We start from the raw sequence: 24918 nt of genomic DNA, 5'->3' as shown, positions 1-24918 counted from the left end.
TCCCGTCAACCGGCCTGTCCGATCAGGGTCATGAGGATCACTGTGGCCGTGACTGCGGCGCTCCAGCGCAGGACGGAGGCGCGGCGCGGTGCCGGGCCTTCGCGCAGAACGGTGACCCCCAGCGGAACAAGGGCGAGGCAGAGACCGCCGACGGCCACGACCGACAGCGGGGTGGTGCCTTTGAGCACGCCGAGCGGCAGTGCGGCGGTCGCTGCGAGCGCGACGGCACGGACCGGGCCGAGCACGTGCGCCCGCCAGGCCCCGACGGCGAGGAGCAGCCAGCCACCCATGATCGCGAGGCTGAGGGCGCTGAAGACGTGGAAGGCGCCGTACGTCTCGCCGATGAACCGGGTGGCGGCCTCCGCCCCCTGCCGATGGGCGAGTTGGAAGGCGAGGTGGTCCACGCCGGCGTGGAAGGTCCGGGCGAAGAGCCCGAGGACGGCGAAGATCCCGCCCCACAGAGCCAGCCCGGGGCTGTGACGGCCGGTTCGGGTCGCGAGTACGGCCAGGGCCGGCCACAGCAGAACAGTCCCGGCGGCGAAGGAACCGTAGGAGGCCGCGATCAGGCCGGGGTGCTCGACCCGGGCGGCGAGCTGCTCCGGGAAGAAGAAGTGGAAGGGGAGCCGCAGCAGGACTCCGGCACCCAGGAGCAGCGGGGCGGCCACCATGGCGACCCCGCCGGCCCACCGGCCGGGGAAGGGCGTGTCGCCGGACCACTCCACCGGCAGCAGCCGGGCCTTCGCCGGGGTGGTGATGTCCTGTGAGAGGGGAGTGCTCCGCGTTGCCGTCATGCGTGAACGATCCCGCCCGGGAGGGTTCCACCGCGTCGGAGCACGGTCCGCTTCCCGCCATCGGCCCCAGGTCCGACCCGGCTCCTGCACGGCTCCCGGCATCAGACCGCGGTCCGATGCCGGAGCCGCGCCGGAGCCGCACCACCGGCCTGCGGCGGAGCGGCTCCCCGGCGCGGTGTTGAACGGTGCCGGAGGACGGTGAACGCAACCGGAACTGCCACCGGGCGCCGCATCGAGGTGATGGTGATCCCGGCCGGAGCTATGAGGGCATCACCCCGTGGATGCGGGAGAGGGTGAACACGCGGTCGTCATCGCGCAGGTGGCACCAGGCATGGAGGTAGGGGGCGTCCAGTTCGAGTCGGCTGAGCGTGCGGACCGTCGTGTTGCCCGAGGTGGCCACGTACTCGATCGTGACGGCCTGCCCGTCGTTGACGGCATGGGCCAACTGGCGGACATCGGTGAAGGAGAGGTTGCGCGCCCACCCGGCGATGATCTCCTCGGTGTCGCTGGCGTAGGGGCGGCCGTCGTACGGATCGGGCTCCGGGACGTCCTGTGGGGCGTCCCGCAGACGGGCGGCGAGGGCGCCCAGGTCGACGGCGGTCCGAACGTCTGCGGAGCGGTCGCCCGCCCGCTGCGGGCGGGACCTGCCGCGGGGAAGGGGGGCCGGGCTCGCCGCGCGGGGGCGTTGGGCCCGCTCGATGCGGACGGACCCGTCCGGCTGCTCGGCGACGGGGGCGTAGCCCGCGGACCGCAGTGCCGCGAGCGTCTTGTCAGGTGGGGTCCGGCTGATCAGCACGGTCGGCGCCAGCAGCCGCAGTCCGAGCTGGGTGAGCTTGCGGTGCGCGGCCAACTCGGCCAGGAGGGCGGGCTCCTCGCCGTGGATCACACAGGCGGTGGCGACGACGCGCATCCGGCCGTGGCCGCGCGCCGTGTCGTGGATCAGGTACGAGAGCGGCTGGGGGAGCGGTTCGACGGCGACGTCAGCCAGATCGGCCGTCAAGGTGTCGGGGGTCAGTCCGGCATCGAGGGCGCGGCGGACACTGGCCGGGCTGAACCGCCAGACGGACGCCGTCCCGACGCTCTCCCGGTCCGCGACGGCGTCCAGCAGCGCGAGGAGATGCGCAGCCGGTGTACCGGCGACCACGGCGGTGAGATCGCTGCCGAAGCGGGCGGTCCTGCTGGCGGCGGGCAGTAGCCGTCGACAGGCATCGGTCAGGGCTACGTCGTCGTCGGCCAGCAGGGCGGTCCCGATAGGGGACAGGGCCCCGCGGGCGAGTGCGCCGAGCAGTTCCGCTTCGCGGATCAGGGTGGCGAACGGCGTGGCGTCCTGGGGGAGTTCGTCGGCGAGCGGGCGGAGCCAGACGAGTAGCGCCCCCAGTTCCGCCGGGTTCGCCGAGCCCTCGCCGGCCGGGAGTCGCGCCGCAGCCGTCAGCAGCCCGTGCCGAGCCTGAAGACAGCCTCCACAGGCCGGCGCCCCGGTGAGTGCCGGCAGAGCCTTCCCGTCCTCGTCGCGGTTCCCGCCAGGGGTCAGCGGCAGTGTCCACCAGGCCCGGAGGAGCACGGCGAGCTGATCGGCCGGTTCTTCCACGGCCCAGGTGTCGTAGGTGGCGGTGGCCGCGACCCGGTCGCCGTTCCGGGTCAGTAGCCCGGCCGCGCTCGCCGCCTCCAGCACCAGACGCACCACGATCTCGTCGCACCGTGCTGCCTTGCCGATCCGGGACAGCTCACGGGCGCCGACCCCGCCGGCCTTCAGCCGAGCCGGGGGAGCGACGGCGCACACCCCGAGGACGGACACCGCATGGGCGGCGAACGCCATCAAGGCGGAAGTGGCCTCCCGGTCGATGTCCGAGACGGTGGTGGGCACCGACCGCACACCTGGCGGGGCGGGCGTGAAAGGGGCGTGCCAGCCGGAGCCGCGCAGCGCGAGTGCCACCTCCGCGGGCATACGGGCCGGCCCGTACCGGTGGCGGTCCCGGATCAGCAGCCCCCGCTCCAGCGCCCACTGTTCGCCGGGCGCGGAGTCGGCCGGAGTCCCGAACATGATGAAGCCCGGTCGCTCCGGAGCCGCACGTGCCCGCCGCTCAAGGAGTTTCCGGGTGACTACGGGGGCCTTGGCCACCAGCGCGGCGACCCGAGCCGGATCGCTGTGATGGTCGACCAGCGCCGCCAGCCGGCTCTCCTTTCTGCTGGCGGCGGGTTTGACATCGAGTTTCGCCAACATGCGGCCCAACTCGTCGGAGTTCGAGCCTGCGAGCAGTCGTACGAGCGGTGCGTCGAGCCCCAGGGGCGAGCTCCACGCGTTTCGCAGCGGCGCCGCCATGAGCAGCAGCCCATTGTCGGCCGGCCACACCAGAGCACGATCGGCCAGCGCCTCCAGGGCGGCGTCCAGTCCGTGGGCGCGGTCACCGTGGGTCGCGTCCAGGAGACGTTCCAGATCCTCCCGTGACCCGGTGGTCAGCGCGGCGACGGCCTCCGCCACCTGAAGGCACGGCAGCGCGAGCCGGGGCAGGGCCAACGCCACCGACGCCGGACGCTGGAGCCTGTCCGCCAGTTCACCGACCGACCGAGGCTCCGGAGCCGACACGGCGTCCGGGCGCGCCGCCAGGACGCGTTCCAGCCCGGCCGCGTCCAGGCCACGCAGCCATGCGGCCAGCGTCGATCCGCTCTTCGTACTGATGGGGCACCTCACTACACCGAAGGACATCCATGGCCTGCCGGAACCAGCCGGAAGCACAAGGATGACGTGTCAACGGAGCGGTAGCGACGAGTGCCCGGACCACTGAGCGGTCCGGGCACTCGGTTGCCCTGGCGGGCAGCGGTGGAGGATACGGGATTCGAACTCGTGAGGGTTACCCCCAACACGCTTTCCACATGTTCGTCCGGCCGTGTGCCGTGTCGTGCTCCCTGCGTCGGCCGGTCGCACGAGCACGCTCGCGGCAGCGACCACTTGTCTCGGCGTTCCGCACGCGACTTCCCGGGAGCGGGGATCGGTCGGCAGCCCTTGCCGGACAGCACACCCGGCGCCGTCAAGCCCTGAACGGGGGACGCCGCCGGTCGCTCAGCCCAGGCCGGCGCAGGTTCCGGCGTCGACGAGGCCCTGCCACGCCTTCCCGACGGCCTCCCGGTCGGAGATGTCGTAGAAGTTCACGGACACGGCGAACTGGCGCCGTCCGTCCGCCGAGCCGAACATGCCGGTGCTGTAGCCGGGGATGCCGCCGGTGAGGCCCCAGTACAGCCCGCACGGCGTGTCGTACCGCATGAGGCCCAGGCCGTAGTCCTTGCCGTCGCCCAGGCCGGTGGTGCGCTGCATCTCGGCGAGTTCGGCGGGGCGGAGCAGCTTGCCTCCGAGCAGGCCGGCGATGAAGCGGTTGAGGTCGGCGGTGGTGGAGATGCCGCTTCCGGCCGGGCCGGCCCAGGAGGGGTTCTCCAGGGTGACGTCGACCGGCCCGGTGGGCAACTGGAGGTATCCGTGGGCGTGCGGGCCCGGTACGAACGGCGAGCTGACGGGCATGGAGGTGTGGGTCAGGCGGAGCGGGCGGATGATCCGGCGCTCCACCTCCTCGTTCCAGGGGTGCCCGGTCACCTTCTCGATGATCATCCCGGCCAGGACGTAGTTGGTGTTGGAGTAGCTCCACGCTGCGCCGGGAGCCGAGGACGGCGGGAAGGTGTTGGCGATGTCGACCAGGTCCTGAGCCCGGTAGTTCTTCCACCGGCCGCTCTCGGCCCAGTCGGGCTTGCTGACGTCGAACGCCGGGGCGCCGGTGTGGTTGGGCAGGCCGCTGGTGTGGTTGAGCAGCTGGCGGATGGTGATGGCGGCGCCGTTCGGCACCTCGCCGGGCAGGAGGCGCTCGATCGGATCGTCCAGGCCCAGCCGGTGCTCACCGGCGAGTTGGAGGACCACCGTGGAGACGAAGGCCTTGGTGACGCTGCCGATGCGGAACCGGCCGTTCTCGTCGACCGGTGCGCCGGTGGCGACCTCGGAGGTGCCGGCCGCGCCCCTCCACACCGGACGGGAGCCCTCCCGGACGGCGCCCAGAGCGGCCGAGGCGCCGCCCTGCTTCACCATGGCGGCCACGGCGGCGTCCAGGGTGCCCCGGTCCACCCGGGCGGCGCTGCTCCCGGCCGTCGGGCTCGGGCCGCCGTCGGCCGGGGCACCCTGCGCCGACGTGGCCGACGTGGCCGACGTGGCCGACGCGGCCGGGGCCGCGGTGGCCAGCAGGCCGGCGCCGACCAGCGCCGTCACGGCCAACCGGAGCCGCTGGCGGCGCGGTCGCGTTCCTGGTGTGCCGTAGTCCGACAGAGTGCCGTTGTTCCCCGTCATGTGCCCCGCCCCTTCCGAACGGGCGGCGCCCTGTCGGCCTCCGCCCCTTGCGTGACACCCTGTCAGTCCGCTCCGGGACCAGTCCTCCGCCGCAGGTGCCGTCCGCAACCGATCCCTGGCGTGACGTCTCCCCCTGGACGGGTAGGCCTCAGGTCGGGGACGGCCCTGCCGGGTGGCGGCGGACGGGCGGACTCATCTGGCAGGTGGCCAAGGGAACCGAGGGCGGCAGCCCGAAGGCGCCCGAACCGGGGCGTGAGACTGTGGACGACGAAGGCCCGGACCGCTGAACGGTCCGGGCCTTCGATCAGGCGGAGGACATGAGTCCGAGCCGGAAGCATATGCCGGCGATATGCCGTGCTGCTTAGGCTCCAGGTATGCGCGTTTTGATCGTGGAGGACGAGCCCTACCTGGCCGAAGCCGTCCGGGACGGTCTCCGGCTGGAAGCGATCGCCGCCGACATCGCCGGCGACGGCAACTCCGCTCTGGAACTGCTCGGCGTCAATTCCTACGACCTCGCGGTCCTCGACCGCGACGTCCCTGGCCCCTCCGGCGACGAGATTGCCCGACGAATCGTCGCCTCCGGCAGCGGCATCCCGATCCTCATGCTCACCGCTGCCGACCGGATCGACGACAAGGTGTCCGGGTTCGAGCTCGGCGCCGATGACTACCTCACCAAACCGTTCGAGCTCCGGGAGCTCGTCATGCGGCTGCGGGCGCTGGACCGCAGACGCGGGCACGCCCGGCCCCCGGTCAGGGAGATCGCGGGCCTGCGGCTTGACCCTTTCCGCCGGCAGGTCTTCCGCGACGGACGCTACGTCGCGCTCACGCGGAAGCAGTTCGCCGTGCTCGAAGTCCTCGTCGCCGCCGACGGTGGTGTCGTCAGCGCCGAAGAACTCTTGGAGCGGGCCTGGGACGCCAACGCCGACCCTTTCACCAACGCCGTCCGCATCACCGTCTCCGGCCTGCGCAAACGACTCGGCGAACCATGGCTCATCGCCACGGTGGCCGGCGTCGGCTACCGAATCGACACCGGCATGGACACCACTCACCCCGGCAGTACTCGTGAATAGGCGCCGAGGGCTCAGCGTCCGCTGGAAGTTCACCATCAGCTACGCCGGATTCCTCCTCATCACCGGCACTCTCCTGCTGGCGGTGGTATGGGTGTTTCTGCTGCGTCACGTGCCCGACAGTCCCCAGGGCCTTCTCGGGGTCGCGCCCAACCGCTACCTCCTCGTGCGTACGTTCGCACCCGCCGCGGCCACGGCACTGGCCCTCCTGCTGGCGTTCGGCCTCCTGGGAGGATGGATTCTCGCGGGTCGGATGCTCGCACCACTGACACGGATCGCGGACGCGGCACGGACCGTCGCGAACGGATCACTGTCCCACCGGGTCCGCATGCGAGGCCCCCAGGACGAATTCCGCGAACTCGCCGACATGTTCGACCTCATGCTCGAACAACTCGAATCCAATGCCGCCGAACAGCAACGATTCGCCGCGAACGCCTCCCACGAACTGCGCACCCCACTGGCGATCTCGAAGACACTCCTCGACCTCGCCCGAACCGACCCCACGCGGGACCACGGCGAACTCATCGAACGCCTCCACACCGTCAACACGCGGGCGATCGACCTCACCGAGGCACTCCTGCTGCTCAGCCGCGCCGACCGCAAGAGCTTCACCCGTGAGCCCGTCGACCTGTCCCTCATCGCCGAGGAGGCCACCGAGACGTTGCTTCCCCTCGCCGAGAAGCGCCGGATCACGCTCGACGTCACCGGCGGGAAGGCGCAGACCCTCGGCTCCGCGGCGCTCATTCTGCGGATGGTGACCAACCTCGTCCAGAATGCCATCGTCCACAACCTGCCCTCCGGCGGCACCGTAACGGTCCACGTCGAATCGCGGCACGACGCGAGCGTGCTGCGGGTCGAGAACACCGGTCATCGGGTCGTCCCGGCGGAACTCCTGCCGACCCTCACCGAACCCTTCCAACGCGGAACAGAACGCACGCGCACGGACGAACACGTCGGGGTCGGCCTCGGGCTGGCCATCGTGCACAGCGTCGTCCGAGCACACGACGGGGGCATCGAGCTCGCACCCCGTCCCACCGGCGGTCTCCTCGTCACGATCCGACTTCCCTGCACGCCGCAGGCGTCGCCCCCGAGCAGCTCCTAGACCTTCTGCGGCTGCGCGTGCCGCCGCTGCGGCTCCCGGGCGTTCACGGCGGGGTCCAGATGGGCGGCCGTGACGGCGGACTCGTCCAGGACCGTCGCACTGCCGGCATGCGTCAGTTCCTTGATACCGGGGATCTGGCGTATCGCGGGCGTATCGAAAGTCGCATACGCCGCCGCAACAGCCTTCCGTCTTCAGTGGAGGTGCGAGGACCGCGTGGGTGGGTGGTCGGTGGCCGACAGCGGCCGCCGGGTGGCCTCCACCGGTCGATTTGTCGATCAGGAAGGCTGTGATCATGGAATTGGATTCCGTAGGTGGTGTCAATCGGCGGCAGTTGCTCGGGTGGGGAGGGTTGGCGGCCGCCGGCGTGATGGCGGCTGGCGCGCCGCTGGCGGGCGCCCGACCCGGCCGCGCCGCCCCGGCCCCGATCGACTCCGAGATCCCACCGGCCACCCGTCCTGCCGGAGCCTACGACCAGTACGTGGCGAGGCTGGCCGCCGAGGGGAGGTTCTCCGGCGTGGTGCTGTTGTCGCACCGGGGCCGGACCGTGCTGTCCCGCAGCTACGGCATGGCCGACAGGGAAAGGGGGATTCCCAACCACGAAGGCACCGCGTTCAGCCTCGGCTCGGCGGGCAAGCCGTTCGGTGCGGTGGCCGTCCTGCACCTGGCACAGCAGGGGAGGCTGAGCCTGTCGGACACGGTGGGTACCCACCTGAAGGGCTACGCCAAGGACATCGCCGAGCAGGTGACCATCCACCACCTGCTCTCCGGCACCTCCGGACTGAGCACCCCGGACGAGGACGTGCAACGCGTCTTCCAGAGTCGGGAGGAGGTGCACGAGTACCACGAGCAGTGGGTCCGGCAGTCCGTGCTGGTGGCCGCCCCCGGCTCTCGCACCAGCCACTCCGGCGCCGATGTCGGCATCCCCGCGTTGATCGTGGAGGCCGTGAGCGGAAAGACCTACTGGGACTACGTGCAGGAGAACGTCTTCGGGCGCTGCGGCATGACCAGCTCGGCGTTCCACACCAGGCCGCGGTGGCTCACCGACGAGCACATCGCGCACCCGTACATGACGCTGGCCGACGGCGGCCAGGTGGACGCGGTCCGCAACCTGGACAAGGGCAGCCCGCGCCCGGACGTACTCGGCAAGAACCCGGGCCGCAGCTTCATCGACACCCCTGGGGACGGCGGCTTCGCCACCGCGCCGGACCTGGTCCGGTTCGCGTGTGCGCTGGGCGACGGCACGGTGCTGCACCGGCCCTGGGCCGAGCTGCTCACCGGGGCCAAGATCCCCCACAGCGGTTCGTCGTTCGGGGCCTACGACATGCCGGTCCGCATCGCCAACGGCCAGTGGGTGTTCGGGCGCGGCGGCGGCAACCCCGGTGTCAGCGCCAGCTGGAACATCTACCCGTACACCGGCTGGGTCGGCGTCGTACTCGGCAACTGCGACGACCTGCCGCTACAGGAGATCACCAGCCGGGAGACACAGGCCATCACCGGGGCTTCGCCCAGCGACGAGGGTGGCGGCTGAAACGCGCCGGCGGCAGATACGGAGAGAAGTTAGCGGCAGAACTCCAGGAACTTCGACCTGTTCTTCCTCTTCTTGATGTGCCCGTAGAGCTGGTCCTTGGCGAGGTCGTAGGCGGCGAACAGGTGCCGGACGCCGTGCGGTCGGGTGTAGGTCGCCCGCCGCCTCGGCCGCGGCTCGCGGTCGGGGTCCTTGTGGCGGCCGCCGCGCTCGGCCCACTGCCGGCCAGGGTGAGGCTGGAGGTTGAGCGGCCCGAACTCGTCAAGGCAGAAGACGACTTCGGGCTCGCCCTCTTCTGGTATGACGTCGCCGTCGGCGATCGCATAGAGGTGCTCGACCCTGGCCTCCTTCGTGGCGTAGTCGGGATCACGGGAGGCCTTCCACGTCTTCACGCGTTGAAACGAGACGCCCTCCTCGCGGAGCAGGACCCGAAGGCCCTCGTGGCTGATGTCGTCGACCACCCCCTCGGCGACCAGGAAATCGGCCAGCTTGGCCAGGCTCCAGGTCGAGAACGGCAGGCCGTGCTCGGCCGGCTTGGACTTGGCGATCTTCTTGATCTCCCGGCGCTCGGGCAGGGTGAACGTCCTCGGTCGTCCGCCCCGGTATTTCGGGTAGAGCGACTCGAAGCCGTCGGCATTGAAGTTGTGGATCACGTCCCGGACCCGGTCAGCGCTGGTGAACGTCACCTCGGCGATCCTCGCCACGGGCATGCGCTGGGCGGACAGCAGCACCATTTGGGCCCGGCGCCAGGTCACCACCGACCCGGGGCCCCGGCGGACGATCCGCAGCAACCGTCTGCCCTCGTCGTCATCAATCTCACGGACCTGCACGCGTTCAGCCACGTGATCATTCTGACCACCCGGTGCCCCGCGGCGCAGCAACCGGACGACACATCAACGGGGCGAACGTTGCCTGATGCGGCACTAGGTTCCGTCCGGTCGATCATGTGCGGAGCCAGATGACGAGAGCTGCTGCGGTTACGGTGCCGAGGTAGACATAGCCGCGCTTGTCATATCTCGTGGCCACTGCTCGGGCGTGCTTGAGCTTGTTGATGGCCCGTTCGACGGTGTTGCGTTTCTTGTACCGCTCCTCGTCGAAGCCCGGTGGCCGTCCGCCGCGTGAGCCCTTGCGCAGGCGGGCCGCCCGGCTGTCGGTCTTCTCCGGGACAGTGTGCCGGATGCCGCGCCTGCCCAGGTAGGTGCGGCACGGGCCGTTGCTGTAGGCCTTGTCGGCGGCCAGGCTGTCTGGGGTCTTGCGGGGCCTGCCCGTGCCGGTCCGTGGGACGCGGATCTTCTCCAGGACGGGTTCGAACTGCGTGCAGTCCGCCCGCTGTCCCGGCGTGACGATCAGGGACAGCGGGCGGCAGCGGCCGTCCGCGCTCAGGTGGACCTTGGTGGTGAACCCGCCGCGCGAGCGGCCCAGGCCCTCGCCTCCAGCACCACCTCCACCAGGCGGGCGACGAGGCTCTGCCACGGCGTCTCGTCCTGGTGTTCCCCTGGCCCAGCCCCCTTTGAGGCCAGGGCCGGCGGCGGATCCGTGCGGGCACCGGCCGCGTGCTGGTGGGCCCGCACGATCGTGGAGTCGACGGAGACGTCCCAGTCGATGTCGCCGGCCGCGTCGGCTTCGGCCTGGACCTGCTGGAGCAGCCGTTCCCAGGTCCCGTCGGCCGACCACAGCCGGTGCCGCTCGTAGACGGTCTTCCAGGGCCCGAACCGCTCGGGCAGGTCACGCCAGTGCACACCGGTCCGCACCCGGTGCAGGATCCCGTCGATCACCTGCCGATGGTCACGCCACCGGCCACAGCGACTGTTGCTGACCGGCAGGAACGGCCGCAGCCGTTCCCACTCGGCATCTGTCAGATCTCCCCGCCCCATGCCCGGAACAACGAGCAGGGCAGGTGATAGTCACATGATCGGGCGGACAAGTCCTAGCTAGGGTGTGGGGCCCACGGTCGGGCTCGGGTCCGGGCTCGCGGAGGCGGAGGCGGTCGCCGAGAGGGATGGCATCACCTGGTTCTGGTGGGGAAGCGCCTTGCACGACTGCTCGTCGAAGTCGCTGGGCCTCGGGAGGTAATTGTCGGGGTTGCCCGCGTTCCCCAGCTCGGCCTTGAAGTCCTGGATCCAGCCGCTGCCGAGGACGTAGTCCTTCAAGTAGTCACGGATCCGGATGCAGTCCTCGTACCGCTCCTTGTTGATCCCGATGCCGTAGAGGTTGGGCACCCCGATCGTCACCTCGGGCACGACCGCCAGCTCGGCGTCGTCCTTCGCCAGGCCGAAGAGGATCAGCTGGTCGGTCGAGACCGCGTCGGCGCGGCCCGCCTTGAGTTCCGTGAGGCAGCCCTGCGCGTCGGTCGCGGAACTCACGGTGTAGCCCTTCACCCCGGCCTGGAACCTCAGCTCCTTGTCCGAGGTGGTGCCGCCCCAGCTGCACACGGTCCGGCCCTTGAGGTCGTCCAGACTGCGCAGCCAGGACTCCCCGGCGCGCACCATGAAGCCCTGCGAGGTCTTCGCGTACGGGCCGGCGAAGTACACCTTGTCGGTCCGCTCGGGGGTGATGGAGTAGGTCGCCACCACCAGGTCGGCCGTGAAGTCGATCAGCTTCGTCTCGCGCTCCCCGGAGATCACGTCGCTGAAGTCGGCGATGGCGCTGGACCTGCCCAGGTTCTGGACCACCCGCCGGCCGACCAGCACGTCGAACCCGGACCATACATGGTCCTTGTTCTGCATACTGGTGCCGGGCTGGTTGTTCTTCGTCCTGATCTGCACCGCAGGCTTTTCGAAAATCGACGGGAGCTTGCTCGCCGTGGCCGTCGGACCGCTGGGGTCCGGCCGGGCCGGGCCGCCGCCGGTGCAGCCGGAGAGCAACAGCAGCGCCCCCGTCAGGACTCCGGCGAAACAGGTTCGGTATGCGCCCCGCACGGGGACTCCTTCACTCAGTGGGTACCGCTGGGATTGTTGTCGGTAAGGACCGCGTTGATGACGGAGAGGTTGACCAAGCAGTTGTTCTCGTCCTCCAGGGTCAGCCGGAACTCCTCGGGCAGATTTCCGGGGAGCGCAATGACCGCTGGCTCCTTGTGGCTGACGACCACCGGGCTCGTCGCCCCGGACGTTGCGACCGCCATCCGCGCACGGAGCTGGCAGATCGACTCGTAGTTGCGCTGACTCTCCATGCCCAGCGTGAGCACCAGGTATCTGCGCGACTCGGCGGTGTCGAAGTGCAGGGTCCGGACATCCTTGTTCTCCACGCCCGTGATCGCGCCGCCGCCCCACGTGCCCGCGCCCAGCTGGACATCGGGACGCCCCTCCTGCCTGTGCTGCGCCGGAAATGCCCAGACGCCGACCGCGACGGCCAGGCCGAGCGCCCCCCACGCCGAGGCGTGCAGTGCGACCCGCTTGGCTACTCGTCGCTCCTCGCGTGGAGGTGCTGGTGGAAATTTTGCGCACCCGGCCCGTTGATCGTGATGGGCCCGTGGTGGTCGCCTCCGATGACGACGCCGCTGGAAGTGTCGACGCTCGTCCGGTTCTTGGGCCCCGGAGCGAGCAGGCCCGCGAGCTCCGCGCCCAGGCCCGGCTCCTCCGCCAGGGCCGCCAGGATCAGCACCCGAACCTGGTCCTGCCGCTCCACCGGCGCCGACTGCACCGCCTCGTCGCTTCCGCGCTCGCGCCAGCGGCGCACCAGCTGTCGCACCCGGGCGACAGAGCTCTCGGCGGCCCCCCGGCCCACCTCGGTTGCCGCACCCCCCGCGACGGAGGCGAGCAGCGGGACCAGTTCGTTCAGCAGCTGTGGATCCATCGAATCCCCCCATGACTGGTCGTCACCTTTGGACGTTCAAGCCACTTTTTACCACCATCGGCCGCCCGGCAAGTGCCGACAGCGACTGACCGGGGCCCGGCGATCAAGGATGCGTCGCGGCCTCCACCGAGAGCTCCGGGGCGAGCACAGTACTGTTCGCCCACGCCCGGTACGCGCGCCCGGCGCGATCCCGGGCATCGACGCAGGTCCTCAGCGCGGGCGACGCGATCGCCCCCGACATGTCCCCACCCATGAACGGCCCAACGAGCGAACCCACCGCCGGTCACGGCGCATACCCCTGGCGGTGCTTGGGCGCCCTGCTCCACCTGCCTGCCCCGCGCGCCTGGGCCCGAGGCCCACGCCCATCGTCGGACGGTCACAAGATCCGCCGGACAGATCCTAGATGTTGGCATGCAGTTGGTGGTCCAAGGGTGGGCTTGGCCGGATGTCGATCGACGTACTCCGGAGGCCAGCTGCGCTGATCAGTAGGACCAGGTCGAGCCCGTTCCGCGGTATTCCTCGACGGGGATCGGGTGGACGGCGGGGCGCATGCGGTCGGTGTAGAGGAGGCCGTTGAGGTGGTCGATCTCGTGGGCGATGAGGCGGGCGAGGCCGAACTCGTAGGTGACCGTGGTGGTGGCGCCGTCGAGGGTGGTGGCGGTGACGTCCATACGGAGGGGGCGAGGGACCATGCCGCGGACATCGAAGAAGCTGAGGCAGCCTTCGTACTGTTCGTCGGTTTCGTCGGAGACGGCGGTGATCTCCGGGTTGAGCAGGATGATCGGCTCGGCGTCGGCGGTCGGGGGCAGGACGAGGGCGGTGGCGCGGGGGATGCCGATCTGTGGGGCGGCGACGCCCATGCCCTTGGCGAAGGTGTGGACGTGACCGATGCGGTCGACGGCGGCGAAGAGTTCGTCGATGACGGCCTGGGCAGCGGCGCGTTCGGCCGGGAGGTCGAAGGGTTCGGTGGGGCGGTTGAGGATGGGGGTGCCCTGTTGGATCACGCCGAGGGACTGCATCTGCTGGCTGGGCCGCATCTCGATCACCTGGTCTCCTTGGTCTGCTGCGGGTTGTTGGCGGTGGCGCGGAAGCGCCATTCGGAGCGGAAACGGGCGTGCAGCAGTCGGGTCACCGGTGCCTCGGCGAAGGGCCGACGCCTGCCGTCGCCGTGGCTGCTGATGACGGTGCGGAGGGGCACGGTCTCGGCGGTCAGGGAGGTCTTGGTTCCTGCAGGACTCCTTATACCCAGGCACCGACCAACGTCGGCTCGGGTCGGAGCTTGATCCCCGTTGCGATTTCGACCTGCGCCGAGAGTTCGGTGAGGGCCTGGGCGAAGCCCGTTGCGGTCGCTCCGTCGTGGGCGGTGAGGGTGAGGGTGCGGCGTTCCGAGCAGCGGATTCCGTCTGCGATCTTGTAGCCGGGGCGGTAGCCGGTGTGCTCCAGCAGCCAGCCGGCGCTGGCCCGCAGCTGCCCGTCGCTGTTGGTGTGGACCGGGCAGCTGGCAGCCGACCAGCGGGTGGCCTGGGCGGCGGTGACGAGCGGGTTGAGGAAGACCGATCCGGCCTGGCGGGCGTCGGGTCCGTGGGGGTCGAGGAGGAGTCCGCGGCGGTGACGGTTGGCGAGGACGGCTGTGGTCACCTCGGCCACGGGCGGTCGGGCGCCGACGCGGACGCCGAGTTCGTCGGCGAGTGGCTGGTAGGTGATCGGGGCAGCCGGTGAGCGGGTGAGGTGGAATGTCGTGGTGAGGATGGTCCAGCGGCCGGGGTCGTTCTTGAAGCGGCTGTCGCGGTGGCGGAGGCGGCATGCCTGGGCGGGCAGGGTCCGTAGGCGGCCCATGTCCCAGTCCCAGGCTGTGAGGTGGTCGAGGGTGTCGGAGACCTGCTGGCCGTAGGCTCCGGCGTTCTGGACGGGGGCGGCCCCGACAGTGCCGGGTATTCCGGCCAGGCACTCGATTCCGGCGAGGTGTTCGGCTGCGGCCCACTGGACGAGGTCGGCGAGCGGGTGGCCGGCCTGGACGGTCGCGGCCACCGTGTCGTCGTCCACCCGCTTCACGGTGATGCCCCGGGTGTTCATCACGGCGACGGTGCCCTCGTGGCCGGTGTCGGAGACGATGACGTTGCTGCCGTGGCCGAGGGTGAGGGGCGCGTCCTCCTGCCGGTCGCCGATCGTGCGGACCAGTTCGAACCAGTCGTCGGGGTCGGCGACCTGCAGGACGTCGCTGGCCGGGCCGCCGAGCCGCAGGGTGGTGAGGGACGCGAGCGTGGTGCTGGGCACGGGTGGCCCTCCTAGGGTTCGTCGGTGATCGCCTTCAGGGCGAGGGTCCGCAGTGGGGCGAGGCGGGTGCGGTTGTCCTGGTGGTGGTAGACGGCGTTGGTGCAGATGGCCAGGTAGCGGCCGGTAGCGGGGGCGAGGTAGAGGCTGGTTCCGGTGAAGCCGTGGTGGTAGGCGACCTGGCCCTCGTCGGCGAGGATCCAGGCCAGGCCCCGGTCGAGGCCCGGCTCGATCGCGGCCTGCGGCTGCATGCTGTGGGTGAGCCAGCGGCCCAGGGGAGCGCCAGCGGCGTGCGGGGTCAGCAGGTGGGTGGCGAAGGTGGCGAGGTCGGCCGGGGTGGTGAACACCCCGGCGTGGCCGGCGACTCCGCCGAGCAGGGCGGCGTTGTCGTCGTGCGGCATGCCCCACAGGCGGGGTCCGCCGGTCAGCCGCTGCTCGGTCGGGGCGACCCGGGCGGAGCGGGGTACCGGTCCGTAGGTCGTGTTCGGCATGCCGAGGTGCTGCCAGAGTTCGGCCGCCAGCTCGTCCAGGCGCTGGCAGCGGTAGTGGGCCAGGGCCAGACCGAGGAGGATGAATCCGCGGTTGATGTAGCGGTGTCCGGCTCCGGGGTCGGCGATCAGAGCCTCTCCGCAGATCAGTTGGGCCAGTGGTTCGGTGCGGTTGCGGTACTGGTCGAGGCGGGTGTCGGCGCGGAGTCCGGAGGTGTGGGCAAGGATCTGGCGCACTGTCACCTGGCCGCCGGGGGCGTCGGCCGGGATGTCGGGCAGCAGTTCGCGGATCGGGGTGTCCAGGGTGAAGCCGTCCAGGAGGGAAGCGCCGACCAGCGGCCAGGTGGCCAGGACCTTGGTCAGCGAGGCCACGTCGTACACCGTGTCCGGCCCCGGCCGGACGTCGCCGCACTCGGGGGCGACGACGCCGGAGGCCAGGTAGTCGGGCTCGGTGTCGAAGGTGCCGTGGGCGATGACTCCACCGGGCACGGTGCCGTCGACGGTCATCAGGTCCAGGCACTCGCGCAGGTCGGCGAGCGCGTTCGGCTTCCACGGCACGGTGTTAGTCACGGCTACTCCTGGTCGATCGTCAGGTCGGCACCGAGCGCGGCCAACTTCGGCAGCAGGCTGCCGTATCCGCGCCGCAGGTGATACATCCCTCGGATCGTAGAGGTGCCCTCGGCGGCGAGGGCGGCGATCACGAGAGCGGTCACTGCCCGGATGTCCTCCCCGGCCACGCCGGCGCCGGTGAGGGCGGACCGGCCCCGGCCGGTGATGACCGAGCCGGTCGCGTTGACGGCCGCGCCGAACGAGGCCAAGGCCGGCAGGTGGGTGTCGCGCTGGGTGTAGATCCGCTCGTCGATGCGAGAGGTGCCCTCGGCCTGGGTGAGGAAGGCGGTCAGCTGCGGCTGTACGTCGGTCGGGAAGCCGGGGTGCGGGCCGGTGGCCATCTGCACCGGCCGAGGCCCGGCCGGGGTGCTGACGGCCGTTCCGCCGTCCAGCGGGTCGAGCTGGATTCCGGCGTCGGCGAACACCGACACCAGGCCGTCCGGGAACGCGGCCGGCGGGAAGCCGTCCAGGTGGACGGTGCCGCCGGTGATGGCGGCGGCCAGCGCGAGGGTGGCGGCCTCCAGTCGGTCCGGCGGCACGGTGAACACCCCGCCCCGGATGCGGTCGGCGCCAGTGACGTTCAGGGCCGTCCTGCCCCGCCACTCGATGCCGACGCCGGCCTGCGAGAGCAGGGCGGCGGTGTGGGTGACCTCGGGCTCCACGCTGGGATTGAGGATCGAGGAGGTGCCCGGGGTGCGGGCGGCCAGCAGCATCGCGGTGACCGTCGCACCCAGGCTCGGCCCCCACGAGCGGGTCTCGGCGTCGGTGATGAACGGCAGCCGCTTGCCGGTGAAGCGGGCCCGCACCCGGCCCCGGTTCACCTCGACCTCGGCCCCGGCGGCTTCCATCGCGGCCAGGTGCCGGTCGATGTAGCGGGCGCAGAAGGCGTCCCCGCCGGGTGTGGGGAAGGTGACCTTGCCGGCGCGGGCCAGCAGAGCTCCGCCCATCACTGCGGTGGTGCGGATGCGCCGTCCGAGGTCGTCCGGGATGACGGGGAAGTAGGAGTCGGCCGGTCGGGTGGCGAACTCGTCTCCGGTCACGGTGGCGCGGGTGCCGGTGCTGTGCAGGATGTCGGCGACGACCAGGGTGTCCAGGATCTCGGGCGCACCGGCCAGGGTGAGCGGGTCGTCGGCGAGGATCGCGGCGGCGTACAGGTGCAGGGCGATGTTCTTGCTGCCCTGGACAGTGGCGGTGCCGGCCAGGCGGCGGCCTCCGGTGATCCGTACGGCCCGCTGGTCGGTCGTCGTGGTGGTGTCGGCGGTGGGCATGGTCACCTTCCCTGGCTTCCGGCCGGGAAGAAGCCCCCGACCTGGGTCTTCGGGTAGAGCAGGGTGTGCGCGCCGATCAGGGTGGCGGGCTGGAGCACGGTGCCGGCGGGAACGATCACGCCGTCGCCGATCACCGCGCCGAACTTCGTCTGGCCGGTGGCGATTCGCCGGCCGTCGAGGTGAGCGCAGACCTCTTCGGTGGCCGGCTCGGTGACCGGCCCGGAGGTGACCCGCAGGCCGGTGGTGGATACGAACGCGCCGATGTTGACGCCGAGGCCGAGCACGGAGTCCCCGACGAAGCTGGTGTGCTTCATGAAGACGCCACCGGTCAGCAAGGAGCGGGTGACCTCGGCTCCGAAGCCGATGCGGCAGCCAGGGCCGACGACGGTGTTGTCGCGCACCCGGGCGCCGGCCTCGATCACCGCGCCGGGGCAGACCAGCACCGGGCCGGTGACGTACGCACCTTCGGCGATGACGGCCCCGGGCGCCACGATCACGTGGCCCCGGACGGTGGCGCCGGGCTCGATGATCCCGGTCGCCTCCGGCAGCGGGATGTCCAGGTGGCCGGCCAGCAGGTCGGTGATGACCTTCTTGAGGCCGAACACGGTCGGGCAGCAGTTCAGCAGCTCCAGCACGACCGGGTCGGTGACGTGCTCGATGTCGAAGTAGTACGCGGGGGTGGTGCGGTAGTCGATGCGCTCCAACTCGGTGTGCAGCGCGGGCGCGTCGGTCAGCCGGTGCATGGCTGGGTCTCCTCTCGGGCGAGCGAGTGGAAGAAGGGGGGAGGGCCGTCACGGCGGCCCCGGAGCCTCAGACGGCAGGCTGGTCCGGCACGGTCGCCGCCATCCGGGGGCTGGCCTCGGTCAGGTGGTTGTGGACAGCAAGACCGAGCAGGGCGAGCACGGGCAGGTGCAGAGCGGCCCAGGAGGCGGTGAGGAAGGTGCCGAGCCGGTCGCGGTCCGCCGGGGCGGCGTGCCGCCGGCTGGAGGACGACAGGGAGGCGTTGGGCGTTGGCATGGGAAAGCCTTCGGCAGCGGAGGGAGGGGGGCGTTCCCCAGTGAACTGCCGGGCGAAAGGCCGGATACGTAGCCGGACTACGGGCCGTAGTCCGGCTACAGGTCAGATGATCTGAACGCCCGCTCGGGCGGCGAAGTCCCGGACTCCGGGCAGCTTGCGGTCGTGCCGCAGCAGGGCGGTGGCGAGGTCACGGACGGCACCCCGGCGGACTTCCTGCGGGGCCGCCTCCTCGGCGGCCAACAGAGCCCGGTAGCACTGTTCGGGCTTGCCCCACTGGTCGAACGCGCGGGCCACATCGGTGAAGAAGCGTGCTTGACGTTCGGCGGTCGGCAGCGCGGTGGGGTCGACCGTGGAGGCCAGCTCGATCGCCCGGCCGGCGTCGCCGAGCTCGTAGTGCACCGACAACTCGTGCAGGGCGACGCCCTGGACGCCGTCCATCAGGCCGGAGGCTGCGGCGCTGTCGGCGGCCTCCCGGATTAGCGAGTGCGCGTAGGCCCGGTCTCCGGTCTTTGCGGCGGTGTAGGCCGCGGTGGCGTACAGATCACCACGGGCGGCCAGTCGGGCCGACTCGGGCACCGTGGTGTCGACGAGGAGGTCTTCGGCGGCGACGACCACGATGTCGGTTGCTCGGGCCAGGCTGCCCTGCCGGCGCCAGGCGCTGGACACCATCCGCTGTGCCTCGGCGACCACCAGCGGGTCGCCACCGTCTCTGGCGGCGGTGAGCGCGCGGTCGGCGGTGATGGCCACCATGTTGTTGTCACCGATCTTGATGCACAGCCGGACCGCGAGGTTGTAGAGCTGGGCGACGTTCCGAGCCCGCTCCTCGGTGCTACCGACCATCTGGGCGGCGGCGATCCGGCTTGGCAGGGCCTCAGCGAGCGCGTCGTACTGCGCTGCCTTGAACTCTCGACGAGACGTCAGGAGCCAAGCAGCGACGGACTCGTGGGTCGGCTTGCTGCGGGGCGCCGGGATCCGCCCCGCTCCGTAGACCAGCAAGTCCTCCAGGCCGGCCAGCGGTGCGGCCGTCTCGGCGTGCGCGGCCTGCTGGCCCGCGACCGGGGCGAACAGGGCGGCGGCCGCCAGGGTCAGGAACGGGCGGCGTCGCACATCGTCCTCCTCGGCAGCGGAACTGCTCGTCAGCGTAATGGAGGCGGACTTGCGGGGACGGGACCTTGGCCGGTCGGAGGCCGGTTGCGGTAAGGCCATCAGCTCGTTGAGCTCGCAGCGCAGAACCTCCGCGAGGCGCTGGAGCAGGGTCAGGTCTTTCACCCGCTGCAAGTCCCGTTCGACCAGCGACATCCAGACCTCGCTGCGGTCGAGCTCAGCAGCGAGACGAAGCTGGGTCCACTCCATCTCGGCGCGACGGAGCGCGATGAATTTGCCGAACGTGATGCCACTGCCCCTCACGCTGGCCCCCATGCTGTGTTGAAGCCGCTACGGATTGCTACCGTACCGGTGGTCGGGGGCCACGGTGTGGGGCTTTCAGTACCGTGCCGGCGTTCACCGCACTGTCCGGCGGGCTTGGGCCGGGCCGCGTTGCCGGTCGCTGAGGATCTTGGCCTGAGGATCGTCCGCAGTGCCCTCGCAACCCCTGGGCAAGGGCAGCTCCACTCCGTTCGGGTGGCCGTTGTGCTGAGCACCGACTACGACACGCGGAAGCGGTTGCGCGCCGATGCCAAGGCCTTGGACGTCTCGGCGATGGCCGCGCGCTACCAGCACGGGACGGGCGGCATCCTCAAGGACGTCGCCAAGCGCGTGGGCGGACTCGTCTGGCAGGTGGCCAAGGGAGCGGAGGACGGCAGCCTGAAGGCGCCCGAGCCGGGGCGTTGAGACTGTGAACGACGAAGGCCCGGACCGCTGAGCGGTCCGGGCCTTCTGCCGGCGGAGGATACGAGATTCGAACTCGTGAGGGGTTGCCCCCAACACGCTTTCCAAGCGTGCGCCCTAGGCCTCTAGGCGAATCCTCCGAGGGAGAGCTTAGTACATGTTTTGGGGTGGTCGCGACCACGTATGTCGTGGGTGAGGGGTGGGGGTGGCCTGCGGATGCGGGGGTGGGGGTGGTGGTGGAGGGGTGGGGTCGGGATCCGGTAGTGTTGGGGGCAGCCCCTCGTGTGGCGCCATCTTTTTGAACCCCCCCAGGGCCGGAAGGCAGCAAGGGTAGGAGAGCTCTGGCGGGTGCGCGAGGGGTCTTTGCGTTCCCGGGCGGGGTCGGGGGAGGCCGCGTTTGTCGGTCCGTCCCGATATCGTCGGTGGTGTGTCCCTAGCCCTGTACCGCCGCTACCGCCCCGAGACCTTCGCGGAGGTCATCGGGCAGGAGCACGTGACTGCTCCGCTCCAGCAGGCCCTGCGCAACAACAGGGTCAACCACGCCTACCTGTTCAGCGGCCCGCGCGGCTGCGGCAAGACGACGAGTGCGCGCATCCTGGCCCGCTGTCTGAACTGCGAGCAGGGGCCGACGCCGACGCCGTGCGGCGAGTGCCAGTCCTGCCGGGACCTCGCCACGGGCGGGCCCGGGTCGATCGATGTGATCGAGATCGACGCGGCCTCGCACGGTGGTGTGGACGACGCGCGCGAGCTGCGTGAGCGGGCGTTCTTCGCGCCGGTGCACAGCCGGTACAAGATCTTCATCCTGGACGAGGCGCACATGGTGACCTCGGCCGGCTTCAACGCGCTGCTGAAGGTGGTGGAGGAGCCTCCGGAGCACCTCAAGTTCATCTTCGCGACCACCGAGCCGGAGAAGGTGATCGGGACGATCCGGTCCCGGACGCACCACTACCCGTTCCGGCTGGTGCCGCCCGGCACGCTGCGCGACTACCTGGCGGAGGTGTGCGGCCGGGAGGGGATCCAGGTCGAGGACTCGGTGTTCCCGCTGGTGGTGCGGGCGGGGGCCGGGTCGGTGCGTGACTCGATGTCGGTGATGGACCAGCTGCTGGCCGGCGCGAGCGAGGGCGGCGTCACGTACCAGATGGCCACCGCGCTGCTCGGGTACACGGACTCGGCGCTGCTGGACGAGGTGGTGGACGCGTTCGCCGCGCACGATGGGGCGACCGTGTTCCAGGTGGTCGACCGGGTGGTCGAGGGCGGGCACGACCCGCGGCGGTTCGTCACGGACCTGCTGGAGCGGCTGCGCGACCTGGTGATCCTCGCCACAGTGCCGGACGCGGGGGAGAAGGGGCTGATCGACGCCCCGGCGGACCGGGTCGCGGTGATGCAGGCGCAGGCGGACGCGTTCGGGGCGGCCGAGCTGAGCCGGGCGGCGGACATCGTCAACACCGGGCTGACGGAGATGCGCGGCAACGCGGCGCCCCGGTTGCAGCTGGAGCTGATCTGCGCCCGGGTGATGCTTCCGGGCGCGTACAGCGACGAGCTGTCGTTGCAGGCGCGGTTGGACAAGCTGGAGCGCAGGGCCGCGGCCGGGGGGATGGTCGGTGGCGCGGTCGCGGGGATGGCGGCGGTCGCTCCGGTGGTGATGCCGGAGGTGCAGCAGTCGGTGCCGCAGCCCGTGCAGCAGCCGGTGGCTCCGGTGCAGGCCGCGCCCGCTCCCGCTCCTGCTCCGGCACCCGCGCCGCCCGCGCAGCCGGCCGGGCCGGCGCCCGGGGCATGGCCGATCAAGCGGAGCTTCCCGCCGGCAGCCGGGGAGGCGCCCGCCCCCGCGGCCGCGCCGACGGCTCCGGCACCCGCTCCGGTGGCCCCGGCCCCCACCCCCGCCCCCGCGCCCGCCCCGGCCCCCGTGCCGGTCGCGGCGGCCGGTGGGCAGCCGTCGGCGGCGGCGCAGCAGGGCGCCGCGCAGGTGCGGCAGCTGTGGCCGCAGATCCTGGAGGCGGTGAAGAACCGGCGCCGGTTCACCTGGATCCTGCTGAGCCAGAACGGTCAGGTGGCCGGGTTCGACGGCAGCGTGCTCCAGGTCTCGTTCATCAACGCGGGCGCCCGCGACAGCTTCGTCAGCAGCAACAGCGACGACGTGCTGCGGTCCGCGCTGTCCGACGCGCTGGGCGTGGACTGGCGGATCGAGTGCATCGTCGACCCGTCGGGCGGCGCGGGCGGCGCGGGTGGCACAGGCAGCGTTGGTGGGGGCGGCGGTGGGGGCGGCTGGGGTGCCGCGCCGGCGCGTCCGGTGGCGTCCGCGCCCCCGGTGCAGCCCGCCGCTCCGGTGCCCGCACCCGCGCCCGCGCCCGTTCCGCAGCCGCAGGCGGCGCCGGTCGCACCGGTGCCCCCGCCCGTCCAGGCGCCGCCGCCGGTGGCTCCGGCGGCCCCGGCGCGGCCGGTGCAGGCGGTGGCCCCGGAGGACGACATCCCGGAGGCGGACGACCCCGATCTCAACGAGGAGGCGTTCTCCGGCCAGGAACTGATCATCCGCGAGCTGGGCGCCACGGTGCTGGAGGAGATCCGGCACGGTGGGAACTGACCAGCACGTAGGCTCGTCGAGGACGTACCAGAGGACGCAGCAAGCGCAGACCGAACACAAGGAGTGAGCCGTGTTTCCCGGTGGTGGCCAGCCCAACATGCAGGCGCTGCTCAAGCAGGCGCAGAAGATGCAGCAGGACCTCGCCCAGGCGCAGCAGGAGCTGGCCGAGGCCAAGGTGACCGGTTCGGCCGGCGGCGGCCTGGTCGAGGCGACGGTGACCGGTTCCGGGGAGCTGGTGGCGCTCACCATCGCCCCGGCGGCCGTGGACCCGGAGGACACCGAGACCCTGGCGGACCTGGTGCTGGCGGCCGTCCGGGACGCCAACCAGGCCGCGCAGAAGATGCAGGCCGAGCGGATGGGCCCGCTGACCCAGGGCCTCGGCGGCGGGATCCCCGGTCTGCCGTTCTGAGCGTGGTCAGGGGCGGCCCGAGGCGGGCCGTGACGGTCCGGAGTTCAGCCGATGGACCTGTGTGATTTATGCGGGAGTCGGGCGTCGGGCGGTGTGCCCGGCGTCCGATTCGTTGGATGATGGCACCGGAGCACCCCGTGCGGGTACCACCGGTCGAACCCGAGGGAAGGCGCGACGTTGTACGAGGGCGTGGTTCAGGACCTGATCGACGAACTGGGCAGGCTGCCCGGCGTCGGGCCCAAGAGCGCGCAGCGGATCGCCTTCCACGTCCTGCAGGCCGACCCGGTCGACGTCCGCCGGCTGGCGCACGCGCTGCTGGAGGTCAAGGACAAGGTGCGGTTCTGCGCCGTCTGCGGCAACGTCGCGGAGGCCGAGCAGTGCCGGGTCTGCCTCGACCCGCGCCGTGACCTCGGTGTCATCTGCGTGGTCGAGGAGCCCAAGGACGTCGTCGCCATCGAGCGCACCCGGGAGTTCCGCGGCCGCTACCACGTGCTGGGCGGCGCGATCAGCCCGATCGAGGGCGTCGGTCCGGACGACCTGCGGATCCGGGAGCTGCTGGCGCGGCTCGCCGACGGCACGGTCACCGAGCTGATCCTGGCCACCGACCCCAATCTGGAGGGGGAGGCGACCGCCACCTACCTGGCCCGGCTCTGCAAGCCGATGGGCCTGAAGGTGACCCGTCTGGCGAGCGGCCTGCCCGTCGGCGGGGATCTGGAGTACGCGGACGAGGTCACGCTCGGTCGCGCCTTCGAAGGGAGACGACTGCTCGATGTCTGACCGGACGATCAACCAGCAGCCCCACACGCCCCACCAGGCCGGACCGGAAGAGGACCGGCGCAGCCCGCAGGACGCGCAGCACGAGCCGCACGCCCCGCACACGCACGGGCACGGTTCGGAGCCGGACGACTTCGCGGTGCAGATCGCGGACTCGGTGGAGAGCTTCGTGCTCTCGGTGACCGAGGTCGCCAAGGGTGACGAGCCCGGCAGCGCCGTCTCGCTGCTCCTCCTGGAGGTCTCGCAGTTGCTGCTGGCCGGCGGTCGGCTGGGTGCCATCGAGGACGTCGTCCCCGAGGACCGCTTCGAGCCCGACGCCGGGCCGGAGCCGGACGGCGAGCAGCTGCGCGAGCGGCTGGCCGAGCTGCTCGCGCCGATCGACGTCTACCACGAGGTGTTCGACCCGTACGGGCCGCCGGAGAAGCCGAACGCCTTCCGGATCTCGGACGACCTGGCCGGGGTGGTGGGGGAGCTGCAGCACGGGCTCACCCACTACCGCGAGGGCCGGGTCAGCGAGGCGCTCTGGTGGTGGCAGTTCTCGTACCTGTCCAACTGGGGCACCACCTGCACGGCCGTGCTGCGGGCGCTGCAGTCGCTGATCGCGCACGTCCGGCTGGACAGCCCGATCGGGGCGGCGCCGGACGGCGCGGACACCGACAACGACGGGCTCACCGACGAGCAGCTGGAGCAGCAGGCCGGCGATCTCATGGCGGCGGAGCTGGGTCTGGGGCGGTAGGGCGCGCCGGCGGCCCGGGCGGTGCCGGTACCCCCGGCACCGGGGCCCGGGCGGTGCCTCGGCGCCGGGCCGGGCCGCGGACTGTGACGGAAGCCTCACTCCGCCCCCCGGGGCGGAAAACCCCGGGGTGTCCGTCCGTTCGTCCGCCGATTCTCCGGAACGGCGGCGGCCCGCCCGCAGACCTGCCGGTCCGGGTAGCCGCACCCCCGCTCACCTGCTGAAACATGTGTCTCATCATATGGAAAGCGGGGGGCGGAGCACCCTCGCTCGGTAGACTGGCGCCGACCGCACCGCCCCCGCCACCCGGGGGTGCGGGGGCCGATCGCCCCCGAAAGACGACACA

Annotated in this window: 22 protein-coding genes, 1 tRNA gene, 1 other RNA gene and 2 pseudogenes; 9 read left to right on the top strand and 17 right to left on the bottom strand. The window is 71.4% G+C overall.

Annotated features, from left to right (window positions below):
- Positions 1-5 precede the first annotated feature (5 nt).
- The 3 genes from ABZW10_RS05885 to ABZW10_RS05875 all read right to left on the bottom strand — a co-directional run bounded on the left by ABZW10_RS05885 (position 6) and on the right by ABZW10_RS05875 (position 5112).
- Positions 6-791, bottom strand: coding sequence for a hypothetical protein (locus ABZW10_RS05885; RefSeq protein WP_355360532.1), 786 nt, complete (start codon positions 789-791; stop codon positions 6-8).
- A 259-nt stretch (positions 792-1050) separates the two neighbouring features.
- Entirely contained in the window at positions 1051-3480 is a 2430-nt protein-coding gene (locus ABZW10_RS05880) for a helicase-associated domain-containing protein (protein WP_355360529.1), read from the bottom strand.
- A gap of 369 nt (positions 3481-3849) precedes the next feature.
- Complete coding sequence (locus ABZW10_RS05875) at positions 3850-5112, bottom strand: serine hydrolase domain-containing protein (protein ID WP_355360526.1); 1263 nt, start codon at positions 5110-5112, stop codon at positions 3850-3852.
- A gap of 374 nt (positions 5113-5486) precedes the next feature.
- On the opposite strand from ABZW10_RS05875, the gene ABZW10_RS05870 reads away from it, so the two are divergent.
- The 3 genes from ABZW10_RS05870 to ABZW10_RS05860 all read left to right on the top strand — a co-directional run bounded on the left by ABZW10_RS05870 (position 5487) and on the right by ABZW10_RS05860 (position 8809).
- Entirely contained in the window at positions 5487-6182 is a 696-nt protein-coding gene (locus ABZW10_RS05870; protein ID WP_355360523.1) for a response regulator transcription factor, read from the top strand.
- Entirely contained in the window at positions 6175-7281 is a 1107-nt protein-coding gene (locus tag ABZW10_RS05865; RefSeq protein ID WP_355360520.1) for a HAMP domain-containing sensor histidine kinase, read from the top strand. Before ABZW10_RS05870 ends, ABZW10_RS05865 begins: the two co-directional genes overlap by 8 nt.
- 349 nt (positions 7282-7630) lie before the next feature.
- Positions 7631-8809, top strand: coding sequence for a serine hydrolase domain-containing protein (locus ABZW10_RS05860; RefSeq protein WP_355360517.1), 1179 nt, complete (start codon positions 7631-7633; stop codon positions 8807-8809).
- A 32-nt stretch (positions 8810-8841) separates the two neighbouring features.
- Here ABZW10_RS05860 and ABZW10_RS05855 read toward each other — a convergent pair.
- From ABZW10_RS05855 to ABZW10_RS05795, 13 genes and pseudogenes are all read right to left on the bottom strand, one after another.
- A pseudogene (locus ABZW10_RS05855) lies at positions 8842-9648 on the bottom strand (IS630 family transposase); the annotation flags it as partial.
- Positions 9649-9748: 100 nt separating this feature from the next.
- Positions 9749-10680: pseudogene (locus ABZW10_RS05850) on the bottom strand (IS5 family transposase).
- Between the two features lie 57 nt (positions 10681-10737).
- A complete protein-coding gene (locus tag ABZW10_RS05845) occupies positions 10738-11571 on the bottom strand; it encodes a glutamate ABC transporter substrate-binding protein (RefSeq protein WP_355360514.1) in 834 nt (277 codons plus the stop codon).
- Between the two features lie 167 nt (positions 11572-11738).
- Complete coding sequence (locus ABZW10_RS05840; protein ID WP_355360512.1) at positions 11739-12050, bottom strand: hypothetical protein; 312 nt, start codon at positions 12048-12050, stop codon at positions 11739-11741.
- A gap of 152 nt (positions 12051-12202) precedes the next feature.
- A complete protein-coding gene (locus ABZW10_RS05835) occupies positions 12203-12598 on the bottom strand; it encodes a hypothetical protein (protein WP_355360509.1) in 396 nt (131 codons plus the stop codon).
- A 482-nt stretch (positions 12599-13080) separates the two neighbouring features.
- Positions 13081-13635, bottom strand: coding sequence for a peptide deformylase (locus ABZW10_RS05830; protein WP_355360921.1), 555 nt, complete (start codon positions 13633-13635; stop codon positions 13081-13083).
- Positions 13636-13640: 5 nt separating this feature from the next.
- Complete coding sequence (locus tag ABZW10_RS05825; protein ID WP_355360506.1) at positions 13641-13796, bottom strand: hypothetical protein; 156 nt, start codon at positions 13794-13796, stop codon at positions 13641-13643.
- A gap of 41 nt (positions 13797-13837) precedes the next feature.
- Positions 13838-14872, bottom strand: a complete 1035-nt coding sequence (locus tag ABZW10_RS05820) for a UDP-N-acetylmuramate dehydrogenase (RefSeq protein WP_355360503.1) — start codon at positions 14870-14872, stop codon at positions 13838-13840.
- Positions 14873-14883: 11 nt separating this feature from the next.
- Positions 14884-15927 carry a serine hydrolase domain-containing protein gene (locus ABZW10_RS05815; RefSeq protein ID WP_355360500.1) on the bottom strand — a complete coding sequence of 348 codons (1044 nt, stop codon included), beginning with the start codon at positions 15925-15927 and terminating at the stop codon, positions 14884-14886.
- Between the two features lie 2 nt (positions 15928-15929).
- Positions 15930-17234 carry a UDP-N-acetylglucosamine 1-carboxyvinyltransferase gene (locus tag ABZW10_RS05810; RefSeq protein ID WP_355360497.1) on the bottom strand — a complete coding sequence of 435 codons (1305 nt, stop codon included), beginning with the start codon at positions 17232-17234 and terminating at the stop codon, positions 15930-15932.
- A 2-nt stretch (positions 17235-17236) separates the two neighbouring features.
- Positions 17237-17977 (bottom strand): hypothetical protein, encoded by a 741-nt coding sequence (locus ABZW10_RS05805; protein ID WP_355360494.1) that lies wholly within the window; start codon positions 17975-17977, stop codon positions 17237-17239.
- A gap of 67 nt (positions 17978-18044) precedes the next feature.
- Positions 18045-18251: a hypothetical protein gene (locus ABZW10_RS05800; protein ID WP_355360491.1), complete on the bottom strand. Its 207-nt coding sequence runs from the start codon at positions 18249-18251 to the stop codon at positions 18045-18047.
- Between the two features lie 102 nt (positions 18252-18353).
- A complete protein-coding gene (locus ABZW10_RS05795; protein ID WP_355360488.1) occupies positions 18354-19658 on the bottom strand; it encodes a helix-turn-helix domain-containing protein in 1305 nt (434 codons plus the stop codon).
- Between the two features lie 222 nt (positions 19659-19880).
- On the opposite strand from ABZW10_RS05795, the gene ABZW10_RS05790 reads away from it, so the two are divergent.
- Positions 19881-20081: a hypothetical protein gene (locus ABZW10_RS05790; RefSeq protein WP_355360485.1), complete on the top strand. Its 201-nt coding sequence runs from the start codon at positions 19881-19883 to the stop codon at positions 20079-20081.
- Between the two features lie 52 nt (positions 20082-20133).
- On the opposite strand, the gene ABZW10_RS05785 is transcribed toward ABZW10_RS05790, so the two are convergent.
- Positions 20134-20218, bottom strand: a tRNA-Ser gene (locus tag ABZW10_RS05785).
- Between the two features lie 131 nt (positions 20219-20349).
- Here ABZW10_RS05785 and ffs point away from each other — a divergent pair.
- The 5 genes from ffs (at position 20350) to ABZW10_RS05760 (ending at position 24575) form a co-directional block, all read left to right on the top strand.
- Positions 20350-20446: signal recognition particle sRNA small type (gene ffs / locus ABZW10_RS05780), an RNA gene on the top strand.
- Between the two features lie 59 nt (positions 20447-20505).
- Positions 20506-22656, top strand: coding sequence for a DNA polymerase III subunit gamma and tau (locus tag ABZW10_RS05775; protein ID WP_355360482.1), 2151 nt, complete (start codon positions 20506-20508; stop codon positions 22654-22656).
- Between the two features lie 70 nt (positions 22657-22726).
- Entirely contained in the window at positions 22727-23065 is a 339-nt protein-coding gene (locus ABZW10_RS05770; RefSeq protein WP_350541541.1) for a YbaB/EbfC family nucleoid-associated protein, read from the top strand.
- Positions 23066-23242: 177 nt separating this feature from the next.
- Positions 23243-23842 (top strand): recombination mediator RecR, encoded by a 600-nt coding sequence (gene recR / locus ABZW10_RS05765; protein ID WP_344345751.1) that lies wholly within the window; start codon positions 23243-23245, stop codon positions 23840-23842.
- Positions 23835-24575 carry a DUF5063 domain-containing protein gene (locus tag ABZW10_RS05760; RefSeq protein WP_355360477.1) on the top strand — a complete coding sequence of 247 codons (741 nt, stop codon included), beginning with the start codon at positions 23835-23837 and terminating at the stop codon, positions 24573-24575. The genes recR and ABZW10_RS05760 overlap by 8 nt, the downstream gene beginning before the upstream one ends.
- Positions 24576-24918: the final 343 nt, after the last annotated feature.

Source organism: Kitasatospora sp. NPDC004723, from assembly GCF_040609255.1.
Classification (GTDB): domain Bacteria; phylum Actinomycetota; class Actinomycetes; order Streptomycetales; family Streptomycetaceae; genus Kitasatospora.
Note: the sequence above shows the minus strand (reverse complement) of the source record. Positions and strands in the feature narration are given on the sequence as shown.

What these genes read in the sequence shown, in the direction of transcription:
- ABZW10_RS05885 (WP_355360532.1), bottom strand. Translation starts at nt 791, where the DNA reads ATGACGGCAACGCGGAGCACTCCCCTCTCACAGGACATCACCACCCCG.
- ABZW10_RS05875 (WP_355360526.1), bottom strand. Translation starts at nt 5,112, where the DNA reads ATGACGGGGAACAACGGCACTCTGTCGGACTACGGCACACCAGGAACG.
- ABZW10_RS05870 (WP_355360523.1), top strand. Translation starts at nt 5,487, where the DNA reads ATGCGCGTTTTGATCGTGGAGGACGAGCCCTACCTGGCCGAAGCCGTC.
- ABZW10_RS05835 (WP_355360509.1), bottom strand. Translation starts at nt 12,598, where the DNA reads ATGGATCCACAGCTGCTGAACGAACTGGTCCCGCTGCTCGCCTCCGTC.
- ABZW10_RS05830 (WP_355360921.1), bottom strand. Translation starts at nt 13,635, where the DNA reads ATGCGGCCCAGCCAGCAGATGCAGTCCCTCGGCGTGATCCAACAGGGC.
- ABZW10_RS05810 (WP_355360497.1), bottom strand. Translation starts at nt 17,234, where the DNA reads ATGCCCACCGCCGACACCACCACGACGACCGACCAGCGGGCCGTACGG.
- ABZW10_RS05805 (WP_355360494.1), bottom strand. Translation starts at nt 17,977, where the DNA reads ATGCACCGGCTGACCGACGCGCCCGCGCTGCACACCGAGTTGGAGCGC.
- ABZW10_RS05800 (WP_355360491.1), bottom strand. Translation starts at nt 18,251, where the DNA reads ATGCCAACGCCCAACGCCTCCCTGTCGTCCTCCAGCCGGCGGCACGCC.
- ABZW10_RS05760 (WP_355360477.1), top strand. Translation starts at nt 23,835, where the DNA reads ATGTCTGACCGGACGATCAACCAGCAGCCCCACACGCCCCACCAGGCC.